The sequence below is a fragment of the Flavobacterium sp. genome (assembly GCF_027533505.1).
In the GTDB taxonomy this organism is placed as follows: domain Bacteria; phylum Bacteroidota; class Bacteroidia; order Flavobacteriales; family Flavobacteriaceae; genus Flavobacterium.
In genome coordinates, this window is the sequence record NZ_JAPZUB010000029.1 from 85,434 (window position 1) to 107,235 (window position 21,802).

Here is a 21,802-nt window from a genome sequence, read left to right on the forward strand (position 1 = left end):
AGGGACGTTCATTTGAACGTCCCTTTTTTTATGCTTCTGCCTCCATGCGTGCATTTCTTCGATCACGCAAACGGTACTTGATGCGTTTCACTAAGAAGAACATCACGGGAACAATGACTAAGGTAAGAATGGTCGCATACGTGAGTCCGAAGATGATGGTCCACGCCAATGGCCCCCAGAAAATAACGTTATCCCCTCCAATAAATATATGCGGATTCAATTCGGTAATCAATGTAAAGAAATTGAAGTTCAATCCAATTGCTAAAGGGATCAATCCCAAAACAGCGGTTAATGCCGTCAATAATACGGGACGAAGACGTGATTTACCCGATTCTACAATGACTTCTTTGATTTCGTCTAAGGTTAAATCGTCATGACTTTCCACACCTTTTTCTTCCACTTTTCGATCCATCAACAACACGAAGAAGTCCATAAGTACAATACCATTTTTCACCACAATCCCTGCCAGCGAAATGATTCCCATCATCGTCATCAAAATAACAAAATCCATATTGGCAATCACATAGCCATAAAATACACCGCTAAAACTGAGCAATACGGTGAACAAGATGACCATAGTTTTGGAGATGGAGTTGAACTGTAACACGATAATCAAGGTGATTCCCGCAATGGCCAATAAAAAAGCAATATTCAAGAACGCTTGGTTTTTCCCTTGTTCCTCTTGCACCCCCGAGAAGCCATAATTAATGTCTTTAGGAAAGGGATAGCCTTCCAATTGTTTGGCAATGTCTTTGGTAATGGCATCGGCATTGTATCCCGTCAACACGTTAGAATATATCGTCATGACGCGCTTGTGATTTTTGCGCTTAATCATGTTGAAGGTGTTAGTTTTCTTGGTGTCAGAAACTGCCGAAATAGGCACCTGCATGATTTGACCGTTATTTGGATTGCGGAAGGTCAACGATTGATTGAATAAAATATTTTCATTTTTGCGTTGGTCCTCTTGCATACGCATGACAATATTGTAGTCATCGTCGCCTTCTTTGTAGGTTGAAATTTCCTGTCCATACACCGAACGGCGTAAAGTAAATCCGAGTTGCCCGGTTGAAATGCCCAAACTTCCTGCGTTAGCACGATCGACGTTCACTTCAAGTTCGGGACTGTCTTTGTTGATGTCTACTTGAAGTTTTTCAATCCCTTCAATATTTTTAGCATTGAGGTAGGCAATAATTTTTTGCGCTTCGGCAAGCATGGCTTCATAATCTTCTCCTCGAAGTTCCAAACTGATGGGGTATCCTGCTGGAGGTCCGTTGGAATCTTTTTCTACCGTAACTGTTGCCCCGGGGATTCCTTTCACCGAACGACGAATTTCCTCCAATAAATCGGCCGTATTTATGCCCCGACGAAATTTAAATTCCCTAAAGTTGACCGTTACTTTTCCTTTGTAAGGCGTTTCATTAGCAGAGCCTGCATCAACATTCGGGTTTCCTGCACCAACACCCACTTGTGATACAATGGATTCGGCCAAGAAGTTTTTATTTTCTTGGGTATCTACGTATTTGCTGAGAATGCCGATGATTTGTTTTTCTACAAAAAGGGTGGCTTTATTGGTTTTTTCAATATCGGTTCCTTGTGGATATTCAATATACGTGATGACTTGATTTGGAATATTATCGGGGAAGAACAATACTTTTCGCGGAAAGATTCCCAACAATACAAACGAAAGTACCAACATCCCAATAATCCCAAAAAAGGCATACCAAGCGCGTCTTCCGGTGAGGATTTTTGCCAAAAACACTTTGTATTTTTCTTCCATTCTAGGAAAAAAGCTGTGCTGAAAATCTTGGGTCCATTGGTAAATTTTCAAATGGTATGCCCACATCATCCCCAAAACCAAAACGGCAATATGCCCCATTGATTTCAAGAAAACACTTCCTGTGGTATAGCCTGCAATAAGGAAAATTACAGCGCCCAATCCGATAAAGATAGAGTTGCGTTTCAGCCCTTTTCGTTTGATATTTCGGTCTTCAATATCCATCGAACCTCCCGTCATCGCTGCATTGACAACCATTGCCACAAATAACGAGGCGCCCAAAGTTACCGATAGTGTAAGCGGGAAGTAAATCATAAATTTACCCATTGTTCCGGGCCACAAGGCAAAAGGTAAAAACGCCATAAGGGTGGTCGCTGTTGAAGAGATTACCGGCCAAGCAATTTCGCCAATACCCAATTTGGACGCTTGAATGCGCGACATTCCTTTTTTCATATTGGCAAACACGTTGTCTACCACCACGATACCGTCATCTACGAGCATCCCGAGTCCCATGACCAAACCGAAAAGCACCATCGTATTTAAGGTTTTCCCCATAGAAGCCAACAAGGCAAAGGCAATAAACATGGAGAGCGGAATGGCAGCCCCTACGAAAAGTGAGTTGCGTAAGCCCATGGTAAACATCAATACGAGCATTACCAAGATGATTCCAAAAATGATGTGGTTGGACAATTCGTCTACCTGGTGTTCAACGCGTGACGATTGGTCGCTGGTCAATTCAATGGTTAAATTTTTCGGCAAATAATTGGCTTGCGCTTCACTTACTTTCTCACGTGCTTGTTCAATAGCCGAAATCATATTCTCGCCCGAACGTTTTTTCACATTGAGCATTACTACTTCTTTCCCTTTTTCGCGGGCATAGGTGGTACGCTCTTTTTCTTTAAAACGAATGGTCGCAATGTCTTTCAGATAGACCGAACCCCCAAATGACTTTACAATAATATCATTCAGTTCGGCGGGATCTTTCATTTCTCCGATGATGCGAATGTTGTTGCGCGATCCTTGTGAAATTAAGTTTCCTCCCGAGAGTGTCATGTTTTCATTGCGGACCGTACTTTGGATATCGTCAAAGCTCACTTGCGCAGCCGTCATTTTGAAAATGTCTACAGCAATTTCTACTTCTTTATCGTCAACCCCTAAAATTTCTACCTTTTTTACCTCGGGCACTTCTTCAATATCATCTTGAAGTTTTTCCCCAAACTTTTTCAATTGTTGCGCGGTATAATCTCCTTTGAGGTTGATGTTTAAGATAGGCACTTCTTCCGAAATGTTTAATTCAAAAACATTGGGTTCTACTTTACTTCCGTTGTCAAGATTGGGCCAATCGGTATCGGCTTTGGCATTGTCTACTTTGTCTTTGATTTTTTGTTTGGCCAATTCAATGCCAATCTTGTCATCAAATTCGACAATAATCATTCCGTAATCTTGAAAAGAGCTCGACGTAATTTTGTTGACTCCACTGATGTTTTTAAACTCTTTCTCCAAGGGTTTGATGACCAATTTTTCCACATCTTCGGCCGAATTCCCCGGGAAAACCGAAGAAATGTAGATCTTGTTTTCAATGATTTCTGGAAAATCTTCCCGCGGCATGGTGATGTACGAGTAGATTCCAGCCACCACGATGATGAAGGTGAGAATGTAAACCGTAACGCGATTGTCTACCGCCCAACTGGATATGCTAAATTCTTTGTTATGTTTGCTCATGTTTGTTGTTATGAGATGGTTTTATTTTTATTAAAAATTCAACTTCATTCCTTCTGAAATCGTGTTTACGCCATCGGTGACAATCACATCATCAGCGCTAACGCCTTCCAAAATTTCGGTCAAATTATCGGAAGATTGTCCTGTTTTCACTAGGGTCTTCTTGGCTTTACCTGTTTTTCCATCCCGATCGATCACCGTATAGACATAGCTGTTTCCTTCGGCATCTTTTTGAATCACATTGGAAGGAACAACCACCGCATTTTTGTTGGTATAATCAATGATGCGCAATTTGGCTACCTGATTCGGACGTAATAATCCTTGGGGGTTGGGAACACTCACCTCAATGCCAAAGCTACGGTTGCTTGGATTGATAAATTTACCCACTTGACGTACTTTTCCTTTGTACATTTTTCCGATGGAGGTGAGCAATACATCTACTTCAGTGCCCACTTTTAATTTGCCCACATACGTTTCAGGAACGGTAGTCGACACATACATATTACTTACATTGACAATACGCATCAATCCTTGTGGGGAGCCTGGACCAACTACTTGTCCTTTTTCAACATATACTTCATCAATAGTTCCCGTGAAAGGAGCGCGAATGATGGTTTTGGCCAATTGTGCTTTCAACTGCGCAACTCCTTTTTGTGCCGTTACCATGTTGGTTTGCGCTTGTAAGTATTGCATTTCAGAACCAATTTTCTTGTCCCATAAGTTTTTCTGACGGTCGAAATTGGTTTTGGCCAAGGCGTATTGGTTTTCCAAACTCGCCAATTGCTGACTCAATCCAGCATCGTCCACGCGGCCCAAGATTTGTCCTTTACTCACGGGCTGCCCCGCTTTGACATTCAGGGCGATTAAGGTTCCGCTGAATTCAGGTTGAATAAGAATGTTTTCTTTCGTATCGACATTTCCTTGTACTTCAAGATAATGGTTAAAAAGCGTGTCTTTTACCGTAGTAATGCCTACTAACGCTTCATCCACTTTAACATTCAAGGCACTTAGGGCAGCGTCAATTTTATTGATATCCGCTTGTAGTTGCGATTTTTTTGCTTGTAATTCGGTTACTTTTTTGCCTTCAATCAAGGCGTCAATCGAAGCGGATGAGGCTTCTTTTTGTCCACAAGAAATCAAAAGGGCTGTGGTCAGAACGAGGGTGATATATTTTTTCATGTAAGGAAAGTTTATTTAGTTTTTACTGAGTAATTTTTCTAAGGCCGCGCGTTTGGTGATTACATCAACCATGGCTTGTAAATACGATTGTTGTGCGCTGTACAATTGACGCTGGGCATCGGTCAAATCAAAGCTTGAGGTTAATCCCTCTTTGAATTTGATTTGATTTTTGGATTCAATCCGCTCTGCCAAATTCATGCTGTTTTTGGAAGTGCCCAATTGCTCCAAAGAGAATTCATAATCGCTTTTGGCTTTTTCAAATTGAAGTTTTAAGGTTTGCTCCAACTCGGTCAAACGGGTTTTCGATTGTTCTAAAGCAATCTTAGCTTGTTGCGTGCGAGCACTTCGTCCCAAGCTACTAAAAATAGGCACGGTTAATCCCAACCCTACATTGGAATAATTAAACCATAATTGGTCGCTGTTGAACATGGTAAAGCGGTTGCCAAATGTATTGGCTCCAAAGTTGACTTGCGCTCCCAAAGAGGGTAAGGCTTTGCTTTTTTCAAGTTTTAACAACAATTCTGAACTGGTCAAGGTGTTTAGTCCAATTTGATAATCGATATTGTTTTTGACTTCAAATTGTTCTTTCAAAATGGCCAAATCCATATTGGTTTGGGTCAAAAATTCAAGTTTGTCTTTCAGCGTCAATTGGTCTTCGAGGTTGATACCCAAAACAAGTTTCAACATGTCCAATGCAATTCGTTTCTGCCGCTTTACATTTTCTAAAGCACTGTTTACAGAGGCCAAAGTAATCTGTAGTTGTTCGACACTTTCCTCTTCGGCAAAACCGTTTTTGTAGATTTCACGGGTATCTGAAAGCGTTTTTTCTAAAGCCGCTTTGTTGCGATCGAAAATAAGAATACTTTCATCAGCCAAAAGTACATTTCCGTAGGTGGTTGTAACGATTTCCCGCAATTCGCGATTGGTTTTGACTTTGGCATTTTCGGAGATTTTCAAATAGGTTTTCGCCGATTGTAATCCCACGAGGTAAGATCCGTCAAACAGCAATTGTGATAGGGTCACCACGGCATTCATATTGTGTTTTGTGCCAAAAGCCACCGGAATAAATTCGCCGGGTTGTCCCCCAAAAAATTCAGCGGGAATCAAGGATTGTTGGAGGCGAAAGTTATCTTGGTAACTTACATTACCATTGATTTGAGGTAACCCTATGGTAGTGGTTTCCCATTTTTTCTTTTTTGCCGCTTCTACATCGCGATTGGCATTGATGGCCGAATAGTTGTATTGAATGGCATGATCTATCGCCTCCTTGAGCGTAAAGGCATACGCTTGAGGCTGTTCTTGTGCCTTCAGCAGCACAGGGAGCAGCAGTAAGACTGCAAAGATTCTGATTTTCATTGGATTGATGATTAAGTATGTAGGGTTAATTGTCGTTCTAATTCTTCTAAACCAGCGGGTGTTGCAATGGCTCGGGTGTGGTATTCAAGAGCTTTGGCTTCCAATTCTGAAGCTTCTTTTTCGTACAAGGTATTTTCGTTAATGGAAAAGATTAAGGTGTAATAAAATTGTACTGCGACCGCAATGTCAACTTCGGGGCGATACAATCCTTCGGCGATTCCTTTTTCAATGTTTTGGGTAAAAAGTTGACTGCAATCTTGAATTTCATTGGCCATCATTTTTTCATAGATTTCAGGGTAATGTTTTTTCAATTGATAAGCGGGTGAATGATCAAACGATTGAAACATTTCTTTAAACATCTTTCGAATTTCAAAGTTTTCAGCGATGGCATTGTGGTTTTGAGCGACCACTTCATCCATTAGCGAATGAATTTTTTGATGCACTACTTCGGTACCTTCCTCGATCAATTTTTCTTTGTTGCTGAAATACTTGTAAATCGTTTTTTTAGAAATACACATTTCACAGGCAATGTCATCCATCGTTACGCTTTTGAAGCCCAACTTCAAAAACATTTCGGTTGCTTTTTTGATGATTTTCTCTTTCATACTATTCGATTAAGCGACAGCATAGTGTTTGAATTCAATATGGGCCGTTAAAGTTAAATTTTGTCCCAACGGATAACCATCGATAAGGATAGGCCCGTTGTTGTTCCACCCAAATTCGCGTTTATTCAAGATGCCATAAATTTCAAAGGACGCTTTCTCCCCATCGTTTTCCTGCGTTAAATCGGTAAGCACTAATTCCAATTCCACGATACGACTCACGTTATTTAGGGTGAGAACGCCTTTAATAAAATTGATGTTGGGGTTAATTCTTTGAAACGATAAGGATTTAAAACTGATACGTGGTGGTGTATGTGTGGCTATGGTTCCCAAGGAGGACGTAGCGGTAAGGTCTAAATCAAATTCGAGTTGCGCATCAGTTATTTCATTAGCGTTCAAAACAATAGAACCTGTTCCCGATTGCAAAGTGCTGTTGATGTAACGACGCACACGGCGCGAAGGTTTCAACACAATGGCAGAAGCTTCAGGGTCAAGGGTCCAATTCGTATTCGGATGCATAGTAGGTAATTTTTTCACGGGCAAAAGTATAAGGAAACTTTAACACTAAAATAGTTTCCGTGTTCTTAACTGAAAATTAACATTCTCTTAGGGTGTTTTTGTTCGATCTGGGCGAATGATCATACGCAAAGAGGAATTGCGACTGAAATACGCCAATGCCCAATGGTACAGCGTGTTTACTTTGTTACGCGGCATGGATAGCGACATCAAATGCACCAACAACCAGGTGAGCCAAGCCAAGAATCCGCTGAAATGCCAGTTGGGACGAACCAAGTCGACCACCGCCTTATTGCGTCCAATGATGGCCATCGAGCCTTTGTCGTGGTAATGAAATGGCACTGGAGGTTGGTTTTTGAGTTCGCGCACGATATTTTTTGCAAAATTGCTCCCTTGTTGCATAGCGACTTGAGCCACTTGAGGATGCCCGTTGGGAAAATCAGGATCGGTTTCCATAAAAGCGGTATCGCCCAATGCATAGACATTGGTTGTGCTCTCCACAATATGATAGGCATTCACGCGCAAGCGATTGCCTCGACCGTAACTCTTTTCATCCAAACCTTCAAATCGACGTGCAGTGACACCCGCAGCCCAAATCAGGTTTCGCGCCCGAATTTTACTGCCATCGCGCAAGGTTACCGTTTCCCCATCATAATCCACTACATGGCTGTTTAAGCGCACTTCAACCCCCAATTCTTGGATGGCTTGTAAGGTGGCTTTTTGGGCGTGGGCACTCATTGGTGAAAGTAATTCCGAACCGCCGTCGATAAGGTAAATTTTGGAAGGGGTTAAATGCCCCAATTCGGGATACTCTTGTGCGATGATGGTTTTGCTCATTTCAGCAAACATTCCTGACAATTCCACACCTGTCGGACCCCCACCGGTGACCACAATCGTCATCAATTCGTGTTGTTCTTGCGGGTCGCGACTGTTGGCCGCTTTTTCTACCCGTTGCAACATCAAATTGCGCATATTTAAGGCTTCTTCCAGGGTTTTCATCGGAATGGCATGGAGTTGCACATTTTTCATTCCAAAAAAATTGGTTGTAGTTCCTGTGGCCAAAACTAGGTAATCATACGATAGGCTTCCGTTGTTCAAGTTGATGGTATTTTTTTCCCAAGCAATGGATTGCAATTCGCCCATCCAAAATTTCAAATTCCGTGTACTAGCAAACATTTTTCGGAAGGGATAACTGATAGAGGATATCTCTAGAAATCCTGTGGCCACTTGGTATAATAGGGGTGGAAAAAAATTGTAATTGTTTTTATCAACGAGGGTAATGTCAAGGTGCGGATGGTTGGCTAACTGGCGGGCAACGTTCATTCCCGCAAATCCACCGCCCACAATAACCACATGCTTTTTCATGGGTAGGCGATTTAAAATTCGGTACAAATGTAAAGAGGAAACTTTTGTACTGGAATAGTTTCCTTGTTCTTAACGCTAATTTAACACGCTTGAAATTGTTGCTTTGTATGAGGAATCGCATTGAAATTCATTAGCTTTGTCGGGAGTAATTTAACATTCTATGCAGCCGCTCGCTTCTTACCAACAATTGATAGCCGACTATTTTGAATCGCTTGCCGTGATCAAAGAACCTCGCAATTTATACGAACCCATTCAATACATTTTATCGTTAGGCGGAAAACGCATGCGCCCCGTACTTACCTTGATGGCTACGGATGTGTTTGATGGCGATTGTAAAAAAGCGTTGGCGGCAGCTACTGCAGTTGAGGTTTTTCATAATTTTTCGCTTGTTCACGATGACATTATGGATGACGCTCCGTTGCGACGCGGTAATGAAACCGTGCATGAAAAATGGAATGTCAACACCGGAATTTTGTCCGGTGATGCGATGTTGATTCTTGCCTACCAGCATTTTGAGGCCTACGAACCCGAGATTTTCCTTGAGTTGGCCAAATTATTCAGCAAAACAGCCATTGAAGTGTGTGAAGGACAGCAATACGACGTTGATTTTGAAACCCGCGATGATGTGACTTTGGATGAATATTTAAAAATGATCGAATACAAAACCGCGGTATTGGTTGGCGCTGCCCTTAAAATGGGCGCTATCGTGGCGGGAACTTCTGCCGAAAACGCGAATTTGATTTATGATTTTGGACGAAATTTAGGCATCGCGTTTCAATTGCAAGACGATTATTTGGATGCTTTTGGGGATCCCGCCACCTTCGGAAAACAAGTAGGAGGGGATATTATTGAAAATAAAAAAACCTATCTTTATTTGAAAGCGCTGGAGTTTGCTTCACCCAACGAACGGGAACAATTGGCGCATCTTTTTTCGATACAACCCGCAGATAACACCGATAAAATTCATTCTGTGAAAGAATTGTTTGTGAGTACTGGGGCTGCTGCGGCGACACAAGAGGCCATTAAAAATTTTACTTTCAAATCTTTCGAAACGCTGGCTCAAATGGATATTCACGAGGACAAGAAGGCCATGTTGCAAGCTTTTGGTGAAAAATTGATGAATCGAAAAGTGTAACTCATGACCTTTCAAGCTCCTGCCACTACCGATCAATTGCTTCATGAAGCGGAATCCATTCAACTGTATGGAAAGTTGCTAGAGCAAATCAACAAGGATTTTAATTTGGCCAACGAACCCGTCGATTTTCATCCTTCAACATCGCCAAGTGACTTAAAAATCCAATTGCACGAAAAGATGTATCGACTCCTTCAACAGCACTATGCCGAACTTCTTAACTTGTTATATATCATTGACGTTCCCGAAGATAACCTCAAGCAACTCGATGGAGCTGACACCGTCGTATTGGCCGAGCAAATTGCGTATTTGGTGTTACGTCGCGAATGGATGAAAGTGTGGTTTCGTGCACACTACTAAAAAAACGCCCGTACAAAAGGCATAAAGGCATCACCATATACGCCTTGATCGGCGCGAAATAACACATTGTAACGAAATCCGATGGTCACACCATCCACACGGTACCCCGCCCCCAAGAACAACCCTGTGTTCCAAAAGTTGTCGGTAAGGTTGTTGAAATCAGACTTTAAATTGACCCGTAATTGTTCCAGTTCCAAAGAAATTTGCACTTCTTCTATAGGGTTGACTAAGCCGATCCAAGTGACGCCATACATTTGTGAAGAAAAGTTATTTCTCTCCCGCAAACTACTATACTGAAGACCGACGCCCGTTGCTAAATAATTGTTAAAGTTATATAGCGCAGTGGGAGCCACCGAAAAACTCGAAAATCCACTTCCAATCGCCAATCCAAATCCACCGCCAAACTGCACCTTATCCCAGAATTTAGAGGGCGTTTTATCTTGTGCAAAACCTGAAACAGTTAGCGTTAAAAACAACAGTATTTGTAAAGGTTTTGTTAAAAATTTAGCAACTTTATTTCGCATGTTTTGGTATATATTTATTTAGCGACATAAATGTAGTAAAAACATTGAAAGATTGTTATAAATGTCATACTTTTGCCCTAATTTTTCACACAACAAGTCTACATACCCAACTATAGCATGGATCGGTTTTCCTTTTTAAATGCAGCACACACGCAATTTTTTGCAGATTTATACGAACAATACCTCGTTAGTCCCGACAGCGTAGAGCCCAGTTGGCGCGCTTTTTTTCAAGGATTTGACTTTGCCTTGGAGCATTACAGCGATACGGATAATGCAGGAGAACAATTGGTTGTTTATGCCAATAGTGATGCTGGAACTGCGGCTACCTCTGAGAAGTTGCAAAAAGAGTTTAATGTTTTAAAACTTATCGATGCCTATCGCACTCGCGGCCACTTGTTTACCGAGACCAATCCGGTACGTGAACGCCGCGTGTACAGTCCCAATCTTGACATCGAGAATTTTGGTTTATCCACTTCAGATTTAGATACCGTTTTTGACGCAGCCCGCGCCTTGGGACACCAGCCCACTACTTTAAAAGCGATTTTGGCACATTTAAAAAATGTGTACTGCCAACATATCGGCATTGAGTACATGTACATGCGTACCCCTGAAGTAATTCAGTGGATTCAAGATCGTCTCAATATCAACGATAATTTACCAAACTTTAATGCAGAGGAGAAAAAGCATATTTTGGGTAAATTGAATGAAGCAGTAGCTTTTGAAAACTTTTTACACACCAAATATGTAGGTCAAAAACGCTTCTCGCTGGAAGGAGGAGAGAGTTTAATTCCCGGTTTGGATGCTGTCATTGATGCGGCCGCCGAAAAAGGCGTGGAGCAGTTTGTTATGGGGATGGCGCACCGCGGTCGGTTGAACGTGTTGGCCAATATCTTTGGCAAACCCACTCAGGATATTTTCTCTGAATTTGACGGAAAAGATTACGACAAAGAGTATTTTGATGGTGACGTTAAATACCATTTGGGATTGACCGCGGAACGCAAAACCAAATCGGGTAAAAAAATCAACATCAATTTGGCACCGAACCCATCGCACCTTGAAACTGTAGGAGCTGTGATTGAAGGGATTACCCGCGCCAAACAAGATAAATACTACGCCGACGATTTCTCCAAAGTATTGCCTATCGCCGTACATGGAGATGCCGCGGTAGCCGGTCAAGGTATTGTGTACGAAATCATTCAAATGTCGCAACTTGACGGATACAAAACAGGTGGTACCATTCACATTGTAATCAATAACCAAGTGGGTTTCACCACCAATTACCTCGATGCCCGTTCGTCAACCTACTGTACCGATGTGGCCAAAGTGACTTTGTCGCCCGTGTTGCACGTAAACGCCGATGATACCGAAGCCGTGGTACACGCGATGTTGTTTGCACTCGATTTCCGTATGCAGTTCAAACGCGACGTGTTCATCGACTTGTTGGGCTACCGCAAGTACGGTCACAACGAAGGAGATGAACCACGATTTACGCAACCCGTGTTGTACAAAATCATCGCCCGTCATAAAAATCCACGCGATATTTATGCCGAGAAATTAATCACACAAGGGATTGTTGATGCGGCGTATTTGACCAAAATTGAAAATGACTACAAAGCGAAATTGGATGAAAATCTCCAAGCTTCGCGCAAAAAAGATAAAACCATCATCACTCCATTCATGCAAGACGAATGGAAAGGCTTTGTGCAAGTATCTGATGATGAAATGTTGAAGCGCGTAGATACCAAGTTTGACCGCAAGAAATTGGATCAAATCATCGAAACCGTTTCTACTTTACCATCCGACAAGAAATTCATCAGCAAAATCCAAAAAATTGTTTCCGACCGTAAAACGATGTACGATAACAATACCTTGGATTGGGGAACCGCCGAAACCTTGGCGTACGGAACCTTATTATTGGAAGGGTATGATGTACGTATTTCAGGGCAGGATGTAGAGCGCGGAACGTTTTCGCACCGTCATGCGGTTGTGAAGGTGGAAGACAGCGAAGAAGAAGTTGTTTTATTAGATTCGTTGAAAGGGAAAAAAGGGAAATTCCATATTTTCAATTCTTTCCTTTCGGAATATGGTGTTTTAGGTTTTGACTATGGGTATGCCTTAGCCAATCCCAATGCCTTGACGATTTGGGAAGCACAGTTCGGGGATTTCTCCAACGGGGCTCAAATCATGATCGACCAATATATTTCGTGTGGGGAAGACAAATGGAACAATCAAAACGGTATTGTGCTGTTGTTGCCTCACGGCTATGAAGGACAAGGGGCCGAACACTCCTCTGCACGTTTGGAGCGCTACTTGCAATTGTGCGCGCGCCACAACATGTATGTTGCGGATTGTACGACACCCGCCAACTTCTTCCACTTGTTGCGTCGTCAAATGAAAACGAAATTCCGCAAACCGTTGGTGGTATTCTCACCGAAAAGTTTGTTGCGTCACCCGTTATGTGTTTCTTCAGTAGATGAATTAGCTAATGGCCATTTCCAAGAAACCATCGACGATACCAGCGTAGATAAGAAAAAAGTAAAAACCGTAGTATTCTGTACCGGTAAGTTCTATTATGACATCTTGGCTGAGCGCGAAAACTTAGGCCGTACCGATGTGGCATTAGTGCGTATCGAACAGTTGTTCCCACTTCCGGTAGACCAATTAAAAGCAATTATCGCTTCCTATCCGAATGCCGATGATTATGTTTGGGCACAAGAAGAACCAAAGAACATGGGTGCCTACGGTTATATGTTAATGAATTTTGATTTAGTACCTTGGCGCTTGGCTTCCTTAAAAGCCTATGCCGCACCAGCAGCCGGTAGTCACACCCGTGACCGTCGTCGCCATGCTGATGCCATCCGAATGGTATTTGATAAAAATTTATTCCGTTCCTAATTTTTTAGGAGCCCTGCCTGCCGGAAGGAAGGTATTTCCCGCTTTCCGCAGTATCTTCCCACCTTTCAGGATGGCAAGGATACTTGCACAACCTGCCTGCCGGCAGGCAGGTCGAGGCTAGGGCAACCTGCAAATCAATAACGTTCCCACAAAGAACAACACATACAATACAAAAACTTTTAAACTAAAGGATTATGATTTTAGAAATGAAAGTGCCTTCTCCGGGCGAATCGATTAAAGAAGTGGAAATCGCTACCTGGTTAGTCCAAGATGGTGATTATGTAGAGAAAGACCAAGCGATCGCTGAGGTAGACTCGGACAAAGCTACTTTAGAATTACCAGCTGAGGCCAGTGGTATCATCACTTTAAAAGCATCAGAAGGCGATGCAGTAGCCGTAGGCGCTGTCGTTTGTCTTATTGATACCGCAGCAGCAAAACCGGAAGGTGGCGCTCCTGCACCTGCTAAAGAAGAAGCAAAACCTGTTGCGGAAGCTCCAAAAGCTGCACCCGCACCCGCGCCAGCGCCAGTACCTGCTGCCACGTATGCTGCACAATCGCCTTCGCCGGCTGCACGTAAAATATTAGATGAAAAAAACATACAACCTTCCGATATTGTAGGAACCGGTAAAGGCGGACGTATCACTAAAGAAGATGCCATCAACGCGGTACCTTCTATGGGTACACCCACGGGGGGTAATCGGGGTTCGGATCGTACCAAATTGTCTATGTTGCGTCGTAAAGTGGCCGAACGTTTAGTGGCTGCAAAAAACGAAACGGCCATGTTGACAACCTTCAACGAAGTGGATATGACCAATATCTATGCGTTGCGTGACCAATTTAAAGACGAATTCAAAAATAAACACGGTTTAGGCTTAGGCTTTATGTCGTTCTTTACGAAAGCGGTTACCCGTGCCTTGCAATTATATCCCGATGTCAACTCCATGATCGATGGACAAGAAAAAGTATCCTATGATTTCTGTGATATTTCAGTGGCGGTTTCGGGTCCGAAGGGCTTGATGGTTCCTGTAGTGCGCAATGCCGAAACCTTATCGTTCCGTGGGGTAGAAGCCGAAATCAAGCGTTTGGCTATTCGCGCACGCGACGGACAAATCACGGTAGATGAAATGACGGGTGGTACGTTTACCATCTCCAACGGAGGGGTTTTCGGAAGTATGTTGAGTACACCGATTATTAATCCGCCACAATCCGGTATTTTAGGAATGCACAACGTAGTTGATCGTCCTATCGTTCGTAACGGTCAAATCGTGATTGCTCCCGTAATGTATGTCGCTTTATCGTATGACCACCGTATTATCGACGGACGCGAGTCGGTTGGATTCTTGGTAGCGGTCAAAGAAGCGTTAGAAAATCCAGTAGAGCTATTAATGCATAACAACCCTAAGAAAGCTTTAGAGCTTTAGGGTTTCTTCCGCCTCCGATGAGGCGCCTCTATATGTAAAAATCCCAAACTCAAAAGGTTTGGGATTTTTTTATGGTATTGCTTCTATGGGGAAAGCAACTTTGAGGGCACAGCAATTTATCGCAGAGAATTTCTTTTCTTTGCAGCTGCGTGAGCGATAGGAGCAAGTATCCTGCCGGACGAAAGGGAGGCAGATACTGCGGATAGCGCGACCCCGCCCCGTGAATTGAAATGGGAAAATAAAAGTAAATGGCGGGGACACGCCCAAACCAACAGAACGATGCAAAAAAACAAGTCAGCCGCCATTGGGTTTATTTTTATCACGATGCTTATCGATATTACGGGGTGGGGCATTATTATTCCGGTGATCCCGAAATTAATTCAAGAATTGATTCAAGGTGATGTGAGTGAAGCTTCTAAAATTGGGGGTTGGCTGACGTTTGCCTATGCGATTACGCAGTTTGTTTGCGCCCCTTTGGTAGGGAATTTGAGTGACAAATTTGGACGACGTCCAATCATTTTGCTCTCGCTTTTGGCGTTTTCGATGGATTATTTGTTGTTGGCTTTTGCGCCTACGATTACGTGGTTGTTTATTGGGCGCATCATTGCAGGGCTCACGGGCGCGAGCATTACCACGGCGTCGGCGTACATTGCCGATGTGAGCACTCCAGAAAATCGGGCGAAGAATTTTGGAATGATTGGAGCTGCTTTTGGGTTGGGCTTTATCATCGGTCCCGTATTGGGCGGCTTGTTGGGCCAATATGGAGCGCGGGTTCCGTTTTATGCCGCAGCGGTGTTGTGTTTGTTGAACTTTTTATATGGCTACTTTATTTTACCCGAGTCGTTGGCGCCCGAAAACCGACGTAATTTTAGTTTAAAACGCGCGAATCCGATTGGTGCTTTTCTGAATTTACGCAAGTATCCCGTGTTGATTCCGTTGGTGATTTCTATCTTTTTGTTGTATGTAGCTTCCCATGCGGTGCATAGTAATTGGAGCTTTTTTACCATGTATAAGTTTGGGTGGCAAGAGCGGATGATTGGGATTTCGTTGGGGGTTATCGGTCTCTTAGTGGGCTTGGTGCAAGGCGGCTTGATTCGCTGGATTAACCCAAAACTCGGCAACGAGAAAAGTATTTATGTGGGCAATGCGCTGTATACGATTGGGATGTTTTTGTTTGCTTTTGCCACGGAGGGTTGGATGCTATTTGTTTTTTTAATTCCCTACTGTTTGGGAGGAATCGCGGGTCCGGCGATGCAGTCGGTCATTTCGGGAAAAGTACCTGCCAATGAACAAGGGGAAATTCAGGGCACGCTTTCGAGTTTGATGAGCGCTTCGGCTATCGTAGGGCCACCGTTAATGACGTCGTTATTTTACTTTTTCACCCACGACCAAGCCCCGTTTCAATTTGCGGGGGCTCCTTTTGTGCTCGGAGGCGTTTTGATGTTGGTGAGTACCATTATTTCGTTTATGACTTTACGGAAAAAGGCTTAAAGTAAGTACAGTTTTCGCGCTTTATAATCGATTAGGGCATGGCCTTCGAGCAAAACATCACCCCCTATGATTCCATCAACGGGTTTGACGTTATAGTGTTGCAATGCGGTGTTTACGTGTGTTAAGTCCAAAACAATTAACGGAAAATGAGGATTTTTCCAACGGCCAAGTTGCAGCCTATTGCTTAGGGATTGTTCGGTATGAAGTCCTGTAGCACCAGCTCCGGCAGCTTTGGTAGCGGAGTGTTGCGTTTGCAAATGAAATTTTTCCACGGCTTCAAAGCCCAAACAACTGTTGCTGGCTCCGGTATCTAAAATGAACCGTCCACGAACGCCATTGATTTTTGCATAAAGAACCAAATGTTGCGTTTTGGTCACGCGAAAGGGAATGGATTTGTAGCCTTGCTGGTGTAAAATGTCGGGGATTTGATTCATGGGTCAAAGGTAGGAATATCTCAGAATACTAGCTTACGATTCGCTTTCCTTTGTACCTTTGCCGCAAAAATTTGGCTATGCTTTTCACTGATACCCACACCCATTTGTATTCGGAAGAATTTGGAGACGACCGAGGGGCGATGATGCATCGTGCCTTGGAGGCGGGAGTGCGCCGTTTGTTTGTGCCTTCTATCGATGCTTCGTATACCCAAAAAATGTGGGATTTGCAGGAACACTATCCCGATAATGTTTTTTTAATGATGGGCTTGCATCCATGTTATGTCAAGCCGGAAACGTATGAGCGGGAATTGGCGTGGGTGTTGCAACAGCTAGAAACCCAAAAGTATTGTGCGGTGGGGGAAATCGGTATTGACTTGTATTGGGATAAAACGACGTTGGCCCTACAGCAGGAAGCTTTTCAACAGCAAATTCGATGGGCGAAAGCGATGAAATTACCCATAAACATTCATTGCCGTGACGCTTTTGAGGAAGTTTTTGAGGTATTAGAAAGCGAACGGTCTTCTGAATTATTTGGCATTTTCCATTGTTTCACCGGCGATTTTGATCAGGCCCAACGCGCAATTGGGTTGGGCATGAAGTTGGGTATTGGCGGTGTGGTGACGTTTAAAAATGGTAAGATAGATCAGTTTTTGAATCAAATTGATATTGAACATATTGTTTTGGAAACCGATGCGCCGTATTTGGCCCCTGTGCCGTATCGTGGCAAACGGAATGAAAGTAGTTATGCCGTGTTGGTTGCTCAAAAATTAGCCGAGATTTATGGTGTTACGCTAACAGAAATCGCTGAAATAACGACCAAAAACGCGCAAAACGTGTTCGGAATATAACACCAATTTGACCAAAAAGTCATTATTTTTTTGTTCTTTTGTTATCCTAATCAAACAAAAACCCATGCAAAAGTTCGATGCCATTCGTCCGTTTTACGATGCAGAAGTCAATGCGGCGCTTCAGGCGGTGGCCAACCATCCGATGATGAAAGCGTTGATGAATTTTGCCTATCCACAAGTGGAAGAAGAGGTATGGAAAGCTCAACTGTTGCGTACCCATTCCATTCGTGATTTTCAAATCAATTTTGCCTACCAAGCGGTTCAAAAAGTGTTGGAAAAAAGCTCTGATGGGTTGTCAACTTCTGGGTTTGAAACGTTGGAACCCAATACGTCCTATTTGTTTATTTCCAATCACCGTGATATTATTTTGGACACGTCCATTTTGAACGTGTGTCTTTTTGATCACGGGTTGGTGATGACGGCCTCAGCGATTGGCGATAATTTGGTGAAGAAAGATTTTTTAAAAACCTTGTCCAAGTTGAACCGTAATTTTGTGGTGCAACGCGGGTTACCGCCTCGAGAATTGTTGGAAAGCTCCAAACTCATGTCCGAATACATTGCGCAATTGTTGCTCCGCGAAAATCGTTCAGTGTGGATTGCCCAACGCGAAGGGCGCACGAAAGATGGTAATGATGCCACCCATAGTGGCGTGTTGAAAATGTTGGCCATGGGATCGGATGAGAAAAACATCTTGGATTACTTTAAAAAGATAAAAATTGTTCCTGTTTCCATTTCTTATGAATACGACCCGACCGATGCTTTAAAAATGCCTCAATTAATGGCGGAAGCACGAGAAGAGATTTATATCAAAGAAAAAAATGAAGATTTTATTACGTTATTAAGTGGCATCATTGGTCAGAAGAAGCGTATCCATTTGCATGTGGGAAAAGTTTTGGACACCGAATTGGATCAGATTCAAGCCGAAAACGACAATACCAATAAACAAATTCAAGCGTTGGCACAAGTGATTGACGATTCCATTTTACAATCGTACAAACTCTGGCCAACGAATTATATTGCTTACGATTTATTGCACCATACGGATACCTATGCCGCTGAGTATACCGAAGCTGAGAAATCGCTTTTTGAACGGCGTTTGGAAATGCGTATTGATGGCAACAATGAAGTAATGCGTGAAGGATTTTTGGCCATGTATGCCAATCCGGTGATCAATCAATTGAAGTACCGTCATGCAAGTCAAGCCTAATATTTTATTGGTCTACACGGGAGGCACCATCGGGATGATGAAAGATTTCAAAACCGGTGCACTTAAAGCCTTCAATTTTGCCAAGTTACTTCAAAAAATTCCAGAGATTAAACAATTGGATTGCCAGATCGATACGGTTTCATTTTCCCATCCGATAGATTCTTCCAATATGAATCCCTGTCGTTGGAAGGAAATCGCAACGCTGATTGAATCGCATTACGAGGCGTACGATGGATTTGTTATTTTACACGGTTCCGACACCATGTCCTATTCGGCTTCGGCTTTGAGTTTTATGCTCGAAAATTTAGCCAAGCCCGTAGTATTTACAGGGTCGCAGTTACCGATTGGTGACTTGCGTACCGATGCCAAAGAGAACTTAATTACTGCCATACAAATTGCCTCGTTACAACATAAGGGGAAACCCGTAATTCAGGAGGTTTGTTTATATTTTGAGTACAAACTTTACCGCGGGAATCGCACGACCAAAATCAATGCCGAACATTTTAATGCCTTTACATCGCCCAATTATCCAGCTTTGGCGGAGTCGGGTGTGCATTTGAATGTAACTACGGCAGCGTTGTTACCGCCTGCCAAAAAGGGATTGGTTGTCCACAAAATGATGGATGCTCATGTGGTGGTTTTAAAAATGTTTCCAGGTATTACGGCTGCGGTTTTAGAGGCAGTGGTAGCCATACCCAACTTGCATGGGTTGATTCTAGAAACCTATGGATCGGGCAATGCGCCCACAGAAGAGTGGTTTATTTCTATCTTGGAGAAAGCAATTCAACAGGGCCTTCCGATTGTTAATGTGACGCAATGTTCGGGGGGAAGTGTGAATATGGGGCAGTATGAAACAAGTACGCAGTTGAAGCAAATAGGAGTCATTTCCGGAAAAGATATAACAACCGAGGCAGCGGTCACTAAACTCATGTATTTACTAGGACAGCAGGTTGCGCCCAAGGTCTTTAAGACCGTATTTGAAACCCCTTTACGGGGCGAAATGAATTCGTAAAACATTTTGATTATTGCGAAAAATACATCAAATTTGCAATCCAAATTAGAGAGGTGTCCGAGTGGTTGAAGGAGCAAGCCTGGAAAGTTTGTATGTGGGTAACTGCATCGAGGGTTCGAATCCCTTCCTCTCTGCAAGACAAGGGCAGGCCGGTGGCCTGCCCTTTTTGCATCCGAAAACCCCAAGAGCTCTGCTTTTGAAGGGTTGTAGGATGCAAAAAGGGCACAGTGCGTAGCGCTGCCCTTGGGTTGTACCGGAGTCCACATTGGGGATCACGGTAGTAATCCCTTTTTTTTGAAGGGTTGTAGGATGCAAAAAGGGCACAGTGCGTAGCGCTGCCCTTGGGTTGTACCGGAGTCCACATTGGGGATCACGTGAGTAATCCCTTTTTTTTGAAGGGTTGTAGGATGCAAAAAGGGCACAGTGCGTAGCGCTGCCCTTGGGTTGTTGAGAAGAAGGGATTAAATCTGTAAATTTAGTCTAAGTAGTATGGGTTTTTTTAATTGTATGCATTTCAATTTACATTTAAACAAAGTTATTTCACATCGTTTAATTACACACAATCCATCGTGGGCTTGCTGATTTTTTATGTAGTTTTGTACATACAAATGGCAACGCCTTGAAAAAGTTTTGGACGTATTTATTTTGGGGGATTTATGGATTCCTATTGCCCTTTTCGCTGCAAGCGCAAGAGGAGCAACCGCTTGAACCTGAAATTAGAGTGGTGGATTCATTGTATCGCGAGGATCAGTTCTATTTTACCTTTACCTACAATAGTGCTGGAAATTTGGACGGCCTGTCTCAAAAAAAATTCTCTCCTGGGATTGGAATTGGATTTTTACGGGATATGCCCATCAATAAAGCGCGTACCTACGCCATTGCTTTGGGCTTAGGATATAGCTTGGCGGTGTATAATCACAATTTGTATCAGTATCCAAATCTTACACCCAACGGTTCTGCCTATACCTATGAACTTATTTCTGGCGATACTTTTTTTCAACGTAATCGCCTTACACAGCATTTTGTTGAAGTCCCTTTGGAATTTCGTTGGCGCGCTTCTACCTTGAGTAGTCACAAATTTTGGCGCATCTACACGGGCTTTAAAGTGAGTTACCTCTTAGCCGATACGTACCGTTTTCAAAACGATGTGCAATCGGTAACGTTTCGTAATAATCCCGATTTAAACAAACTTTTGTACGGGTGTTACGTAACTGCGGGCTGGAATACCTGGAATCTATACCTTTATTATGGCTTAAATGCCTTGTATAAAAATGCAGAAGTCAATGGTGCGCCTATGAATTTGCGGAATTTGAATATTGGACTTCAATTTTATATTTTATAGCCACGCATACCAAAACACTATTTGAGGGAGAATTCCACAGGCATACCCGATCATCAGCTCCAAAGGGGTATGCGCTTTCATATACAAACGTGAGGAAGCAATTAGTCCCGTGAGTACAAATAGACTCGCTATCGTATACATGAGATTGATTTGAAAATGGACACTGAGTCCGATCACAAAAAAAGTCAGCGCACTAATGGCGACCATATGGATGCTTGCTTTGAATCGAATGTATAACAAAAGAAAAACAATAAACGTACTTACAAATCCACCCAAAAAGAAAAAGTAAAGTTCGGGGAAGCGTTCAATGGTAATGCTTTTATGAATTAAAATATAGGTGAGGACCATTTGCATTACCAAAGGGATTTTTCGTTGCTGTACCTCCGACATCATGAAAGAATCTACTTTCCCAAAGGTGCGCAATAGATAAAAGAACGATAGCGGTAAGAAAAAGGTAATAATGACTACCTGAAACAACAATAGAAAGTACTGCTCTTGGGAATAAAAACGTTCGCTAAAAGCAATGTAAACTAGGCATCCCAAAAGCGGGATGAAAATGGGGTGGAAGAGGTAGGAAAAAAAAGGGAGCGTTTTTTTCACAAGTCGATTGTCATTAGGTAGTTAC

The 21,802-nt window shown here is 42.8% G+C and carries 18 protein-coding genes and 1 tRNA gene; 10 read left to right on the top strand and 9 right to left on the bottom strand.

The window, feature by feature from the left end:
- Positions 1–28 precede the first annotated feature (28 nt).
- From O9316_RS06520 to O9316_RS06545, 6 genes are all read right to left on the bottom strand, one after another.
- Entirely contained in the window at positions 29–3,496 is a 3,468-nt protein-coding gene (locus O9316_RS06520) for an efflux RND transporter permease subunit (protein ID WP_298204257.1), read from the bottom strand.
- A 30-nt stretch (positions 3,497–3,526) separates the two neighbouring features.
- The gene (locus tag O9316_RS06525) at positions 3,527–4,672 is read right to left on the bottom strand and encodes an efflux RND transporter periplasmic adaptor subunit (RefSeq protein WP_298204258.1); all 1,146 of its coding nucleotides are present in this window, start codon (positions 4,670–4,672) and stop codon (positions 3,527–3,529) included.
- Positions 4,673–4,687: 15 nt separating this feature from the next.
- A complete protein-coding gene (locus tag O9316_RS06530) occupies positions 4,688–6,028 on the bottom strand; it encodes a TolC family protein (protein ID WP_298204259.1) in 1,341 nt (446 codons plus the stop codon).
- 11 nt (positions 6,029–6,039) lie between these two features.
- A complete protein-coding gene (locus tag O9316_RS06535) occupies positions 6,040–6,633 on the bottom strand; it encodes a TetR/AcrR family transcriptional regulator (RefSeq protein ID WP_298204260.1) in 594 nt (197 codons plus the stop codon).
- A gap of 9 nt (positions 6,634–6,642) precedes the next feature.
- Entirely contained in the window at positions 6,643–7,149 is a 507-nt protein-coding gene (locus O9316_RS06540) for a YceI family protein (protein WP_298204261.1), read from the bottom strand.
- Positions 7,150–7,236: 87 nt separating this feature from the next.
- Complete coding sequence (locus tag O9316_RS06545; RefSeq protein ID WP_298204262.1) at positions 7,237–8,511, bottom strand: NAD(P)/FAD-dependent oxidoreductase; 1,275 nt, start codon at positions 8,509–8,511, stop codon at positions 7,237–7,239.
- A 160-nt stretch (positions 8,512–8,671) separates the two neighbouring features.
- Between O9316_RS06545 and O9316_RS06550 the strand changes: the two genes are divergently transcribed.
- Positions 8,672–9,646: a polyprenyl synthetase family protein gene (locus O9316_RS06550; RefSeq protein ID WP_298204263.1), complete on the top strand. Its 975-nt coding sequence runs from the start codon at positions 8,672–8,674 to the stop codon at positions 9,644–9,646.
- A gap of 3 nt (positions 9,647–9,649) precedes the next feature.
- Complete coding sequence (locus O9316_RS06555; RefSeq protein WP_298204264.1) at positions 9,650–10,003, top strand: hypothetical protein; 354 nt, start codon at positions 9,650–9,652, stop codon at positions 10,001–10,003.
- Here O9316_RS06555 and O9316_RS06560 read toward each other — a convergent pair.
- Positions 10,000–10,527, bottom strand: a complete 528-nt coding sequence (locus tag O9316_RS06560) for a hypothetical protein (protein ID WP_298204265.1) — start codon at positions 10,525–10,527, stop codon at positions 10,000–10,002. The genes O9316_RS06555 and O9316_RS06560 overlap by 4 nt on opposite strands.
- Before the next feature lie 117 nt (positions 10,528–10,644).
- Here O9316_RS06560 and O9316_RS06565 point away from each other — a divergent pair, with 117 nt between their 5' ends.
- The 3 genes from O9316_RS06565 (at position 10,645) to O9316_RS06575 (ending at position 16,334) form a co-directional block, all read left to right on the top strand.
- The gene (locus O9316_RS06565) at positions 10,645–13,422 is read left to right on the top strand and encodes a 2-oxoglutarate dehydrogenase E1 component (protein ID WP_298204266.1); all 2,778 of its coding nucleotides are present in this window, start codon (positions 10,645–10,647) and stop codon (positions 13,420–13,422) included.
- Between the two features lie 194 nt (positions 13,423–13,616).
- Positions 13,617–14,843, top strand: coding sequence for a 2-oxoglutarate dehydrogenase complex dihydrolipoyllysine-residue succinyltransferase (gene odhB / locus O9316_RS06570; protein ID WP_298204267.1), 1,227 nt, complete (start codon positions 13,617–13,619; stop codon positions 14,841–14,843).
- Positions 14,844–15,068: 225 nt separating this feature from the next.
- On the top strand, positions 15,069–16,334 hold the full coding sequence (locus tag O9316_RS06575; protein WP_298204268.1) for a TCR/Tet family MFS transporter: 1,266 nt from the start codon (positions 15,069–15,071) through the stop codon (positions 16,332–16,334).
- Here O9316_RS06575 and O9316_RS06580 read toward each other — a convergent pair.
- Positions 16,331–16,768, bottom strand: a complete 438-nt coding sequence (locus tag O9316_RS06580) for a retropepsin-like aspartic protease (RefSeq protein ID WP_298204269.1) — start codon at positions 16,766–16,768, stop codon at positions 16,331–16,333. The two genes, O9316_RS06575 and O9316_RS06580, sit on opposite strands and share 4 nt — an antisense overlap.
- A 77-nt stretch (positions 16,769–16,845) precedes the next feature.
- Here O9316_RS06580 and O9316_RS06585 point away from each other — a divergent pair, with 77 nt between their 5' ends.
- From O9316_RS06585 to O9316_RS06605, 5 genes are all read left to right on the top strand, one after another.
- Entirely contained in the window at positions 16,846–17,616 is a 771-nt protein-coding gene (locus O9316_RS06585; protein WP_298204270.1) for a TatD family hydrolase, read from the top strand.
- Positions 17,617–17,680: 64 nt separating this feature from the next.
- On the top strand, positions 17,681–18,823 hold the full coding sequence (locus tag O9316_RS06590; protein ID WP_298347073.1) for a 1-acyl-sn-glycerol-3-phosphate acyltransferase: 1,143 nt from the start codon (positions 17,681–17,683) through the stop codon (positions 18,821–18,823).
- Positions 18,807–19,835 (top strand): asparaginase, encoded by a 1,029-nt coding sequence (locus O9316_RS06595; RefSeq protein ID WP_298204272.1) that lies wholly within the window; start codon positions 18,807–18,809, stop codon positions 19,833–19,835. The genes O9316_RS06590 and O9316_RS06595 overlap by 17 nt, the downstream gene beginning before the upstream one ends.
- Before the next feature lie 47 nt (positions 19,836–19,882).
- Positions 19,883–19,969, top strand: a tRNA-Ser gene (locus tag O9316_RS06600).
- A gap of 485 nt (positions 19,970–20,454) precedes the next feature.
- Positions 20,455–21,177 carry an outer membrane beta-barrel protein gene (locus O9316_RS06605; protein WP_298204273.1) on the top strand — a complete coding sequence of 241 codons (723 nt, stop codon included), beginning with the start codon at positions 20,455–20,457 and terminating at the stop codon, positions 21,175–21,177.
- Here the strand turns inward: O9316_RS06605 and O9316_RS06610 are convergent.
- Entirely contained in the window at positions 21,172–21,777 is a 606-nt protein-coding gene (locus O9316_RS06610; RefSeq protein WP_298204274.1) for a hypothetical protein, read from the bottom strand. The genes O9316_RS06605 and O9316_RS06610 overlap by 6 nt on opposite strands.
- Positions 21,778–21,802 lie beyond the last annotated feature (25 nt).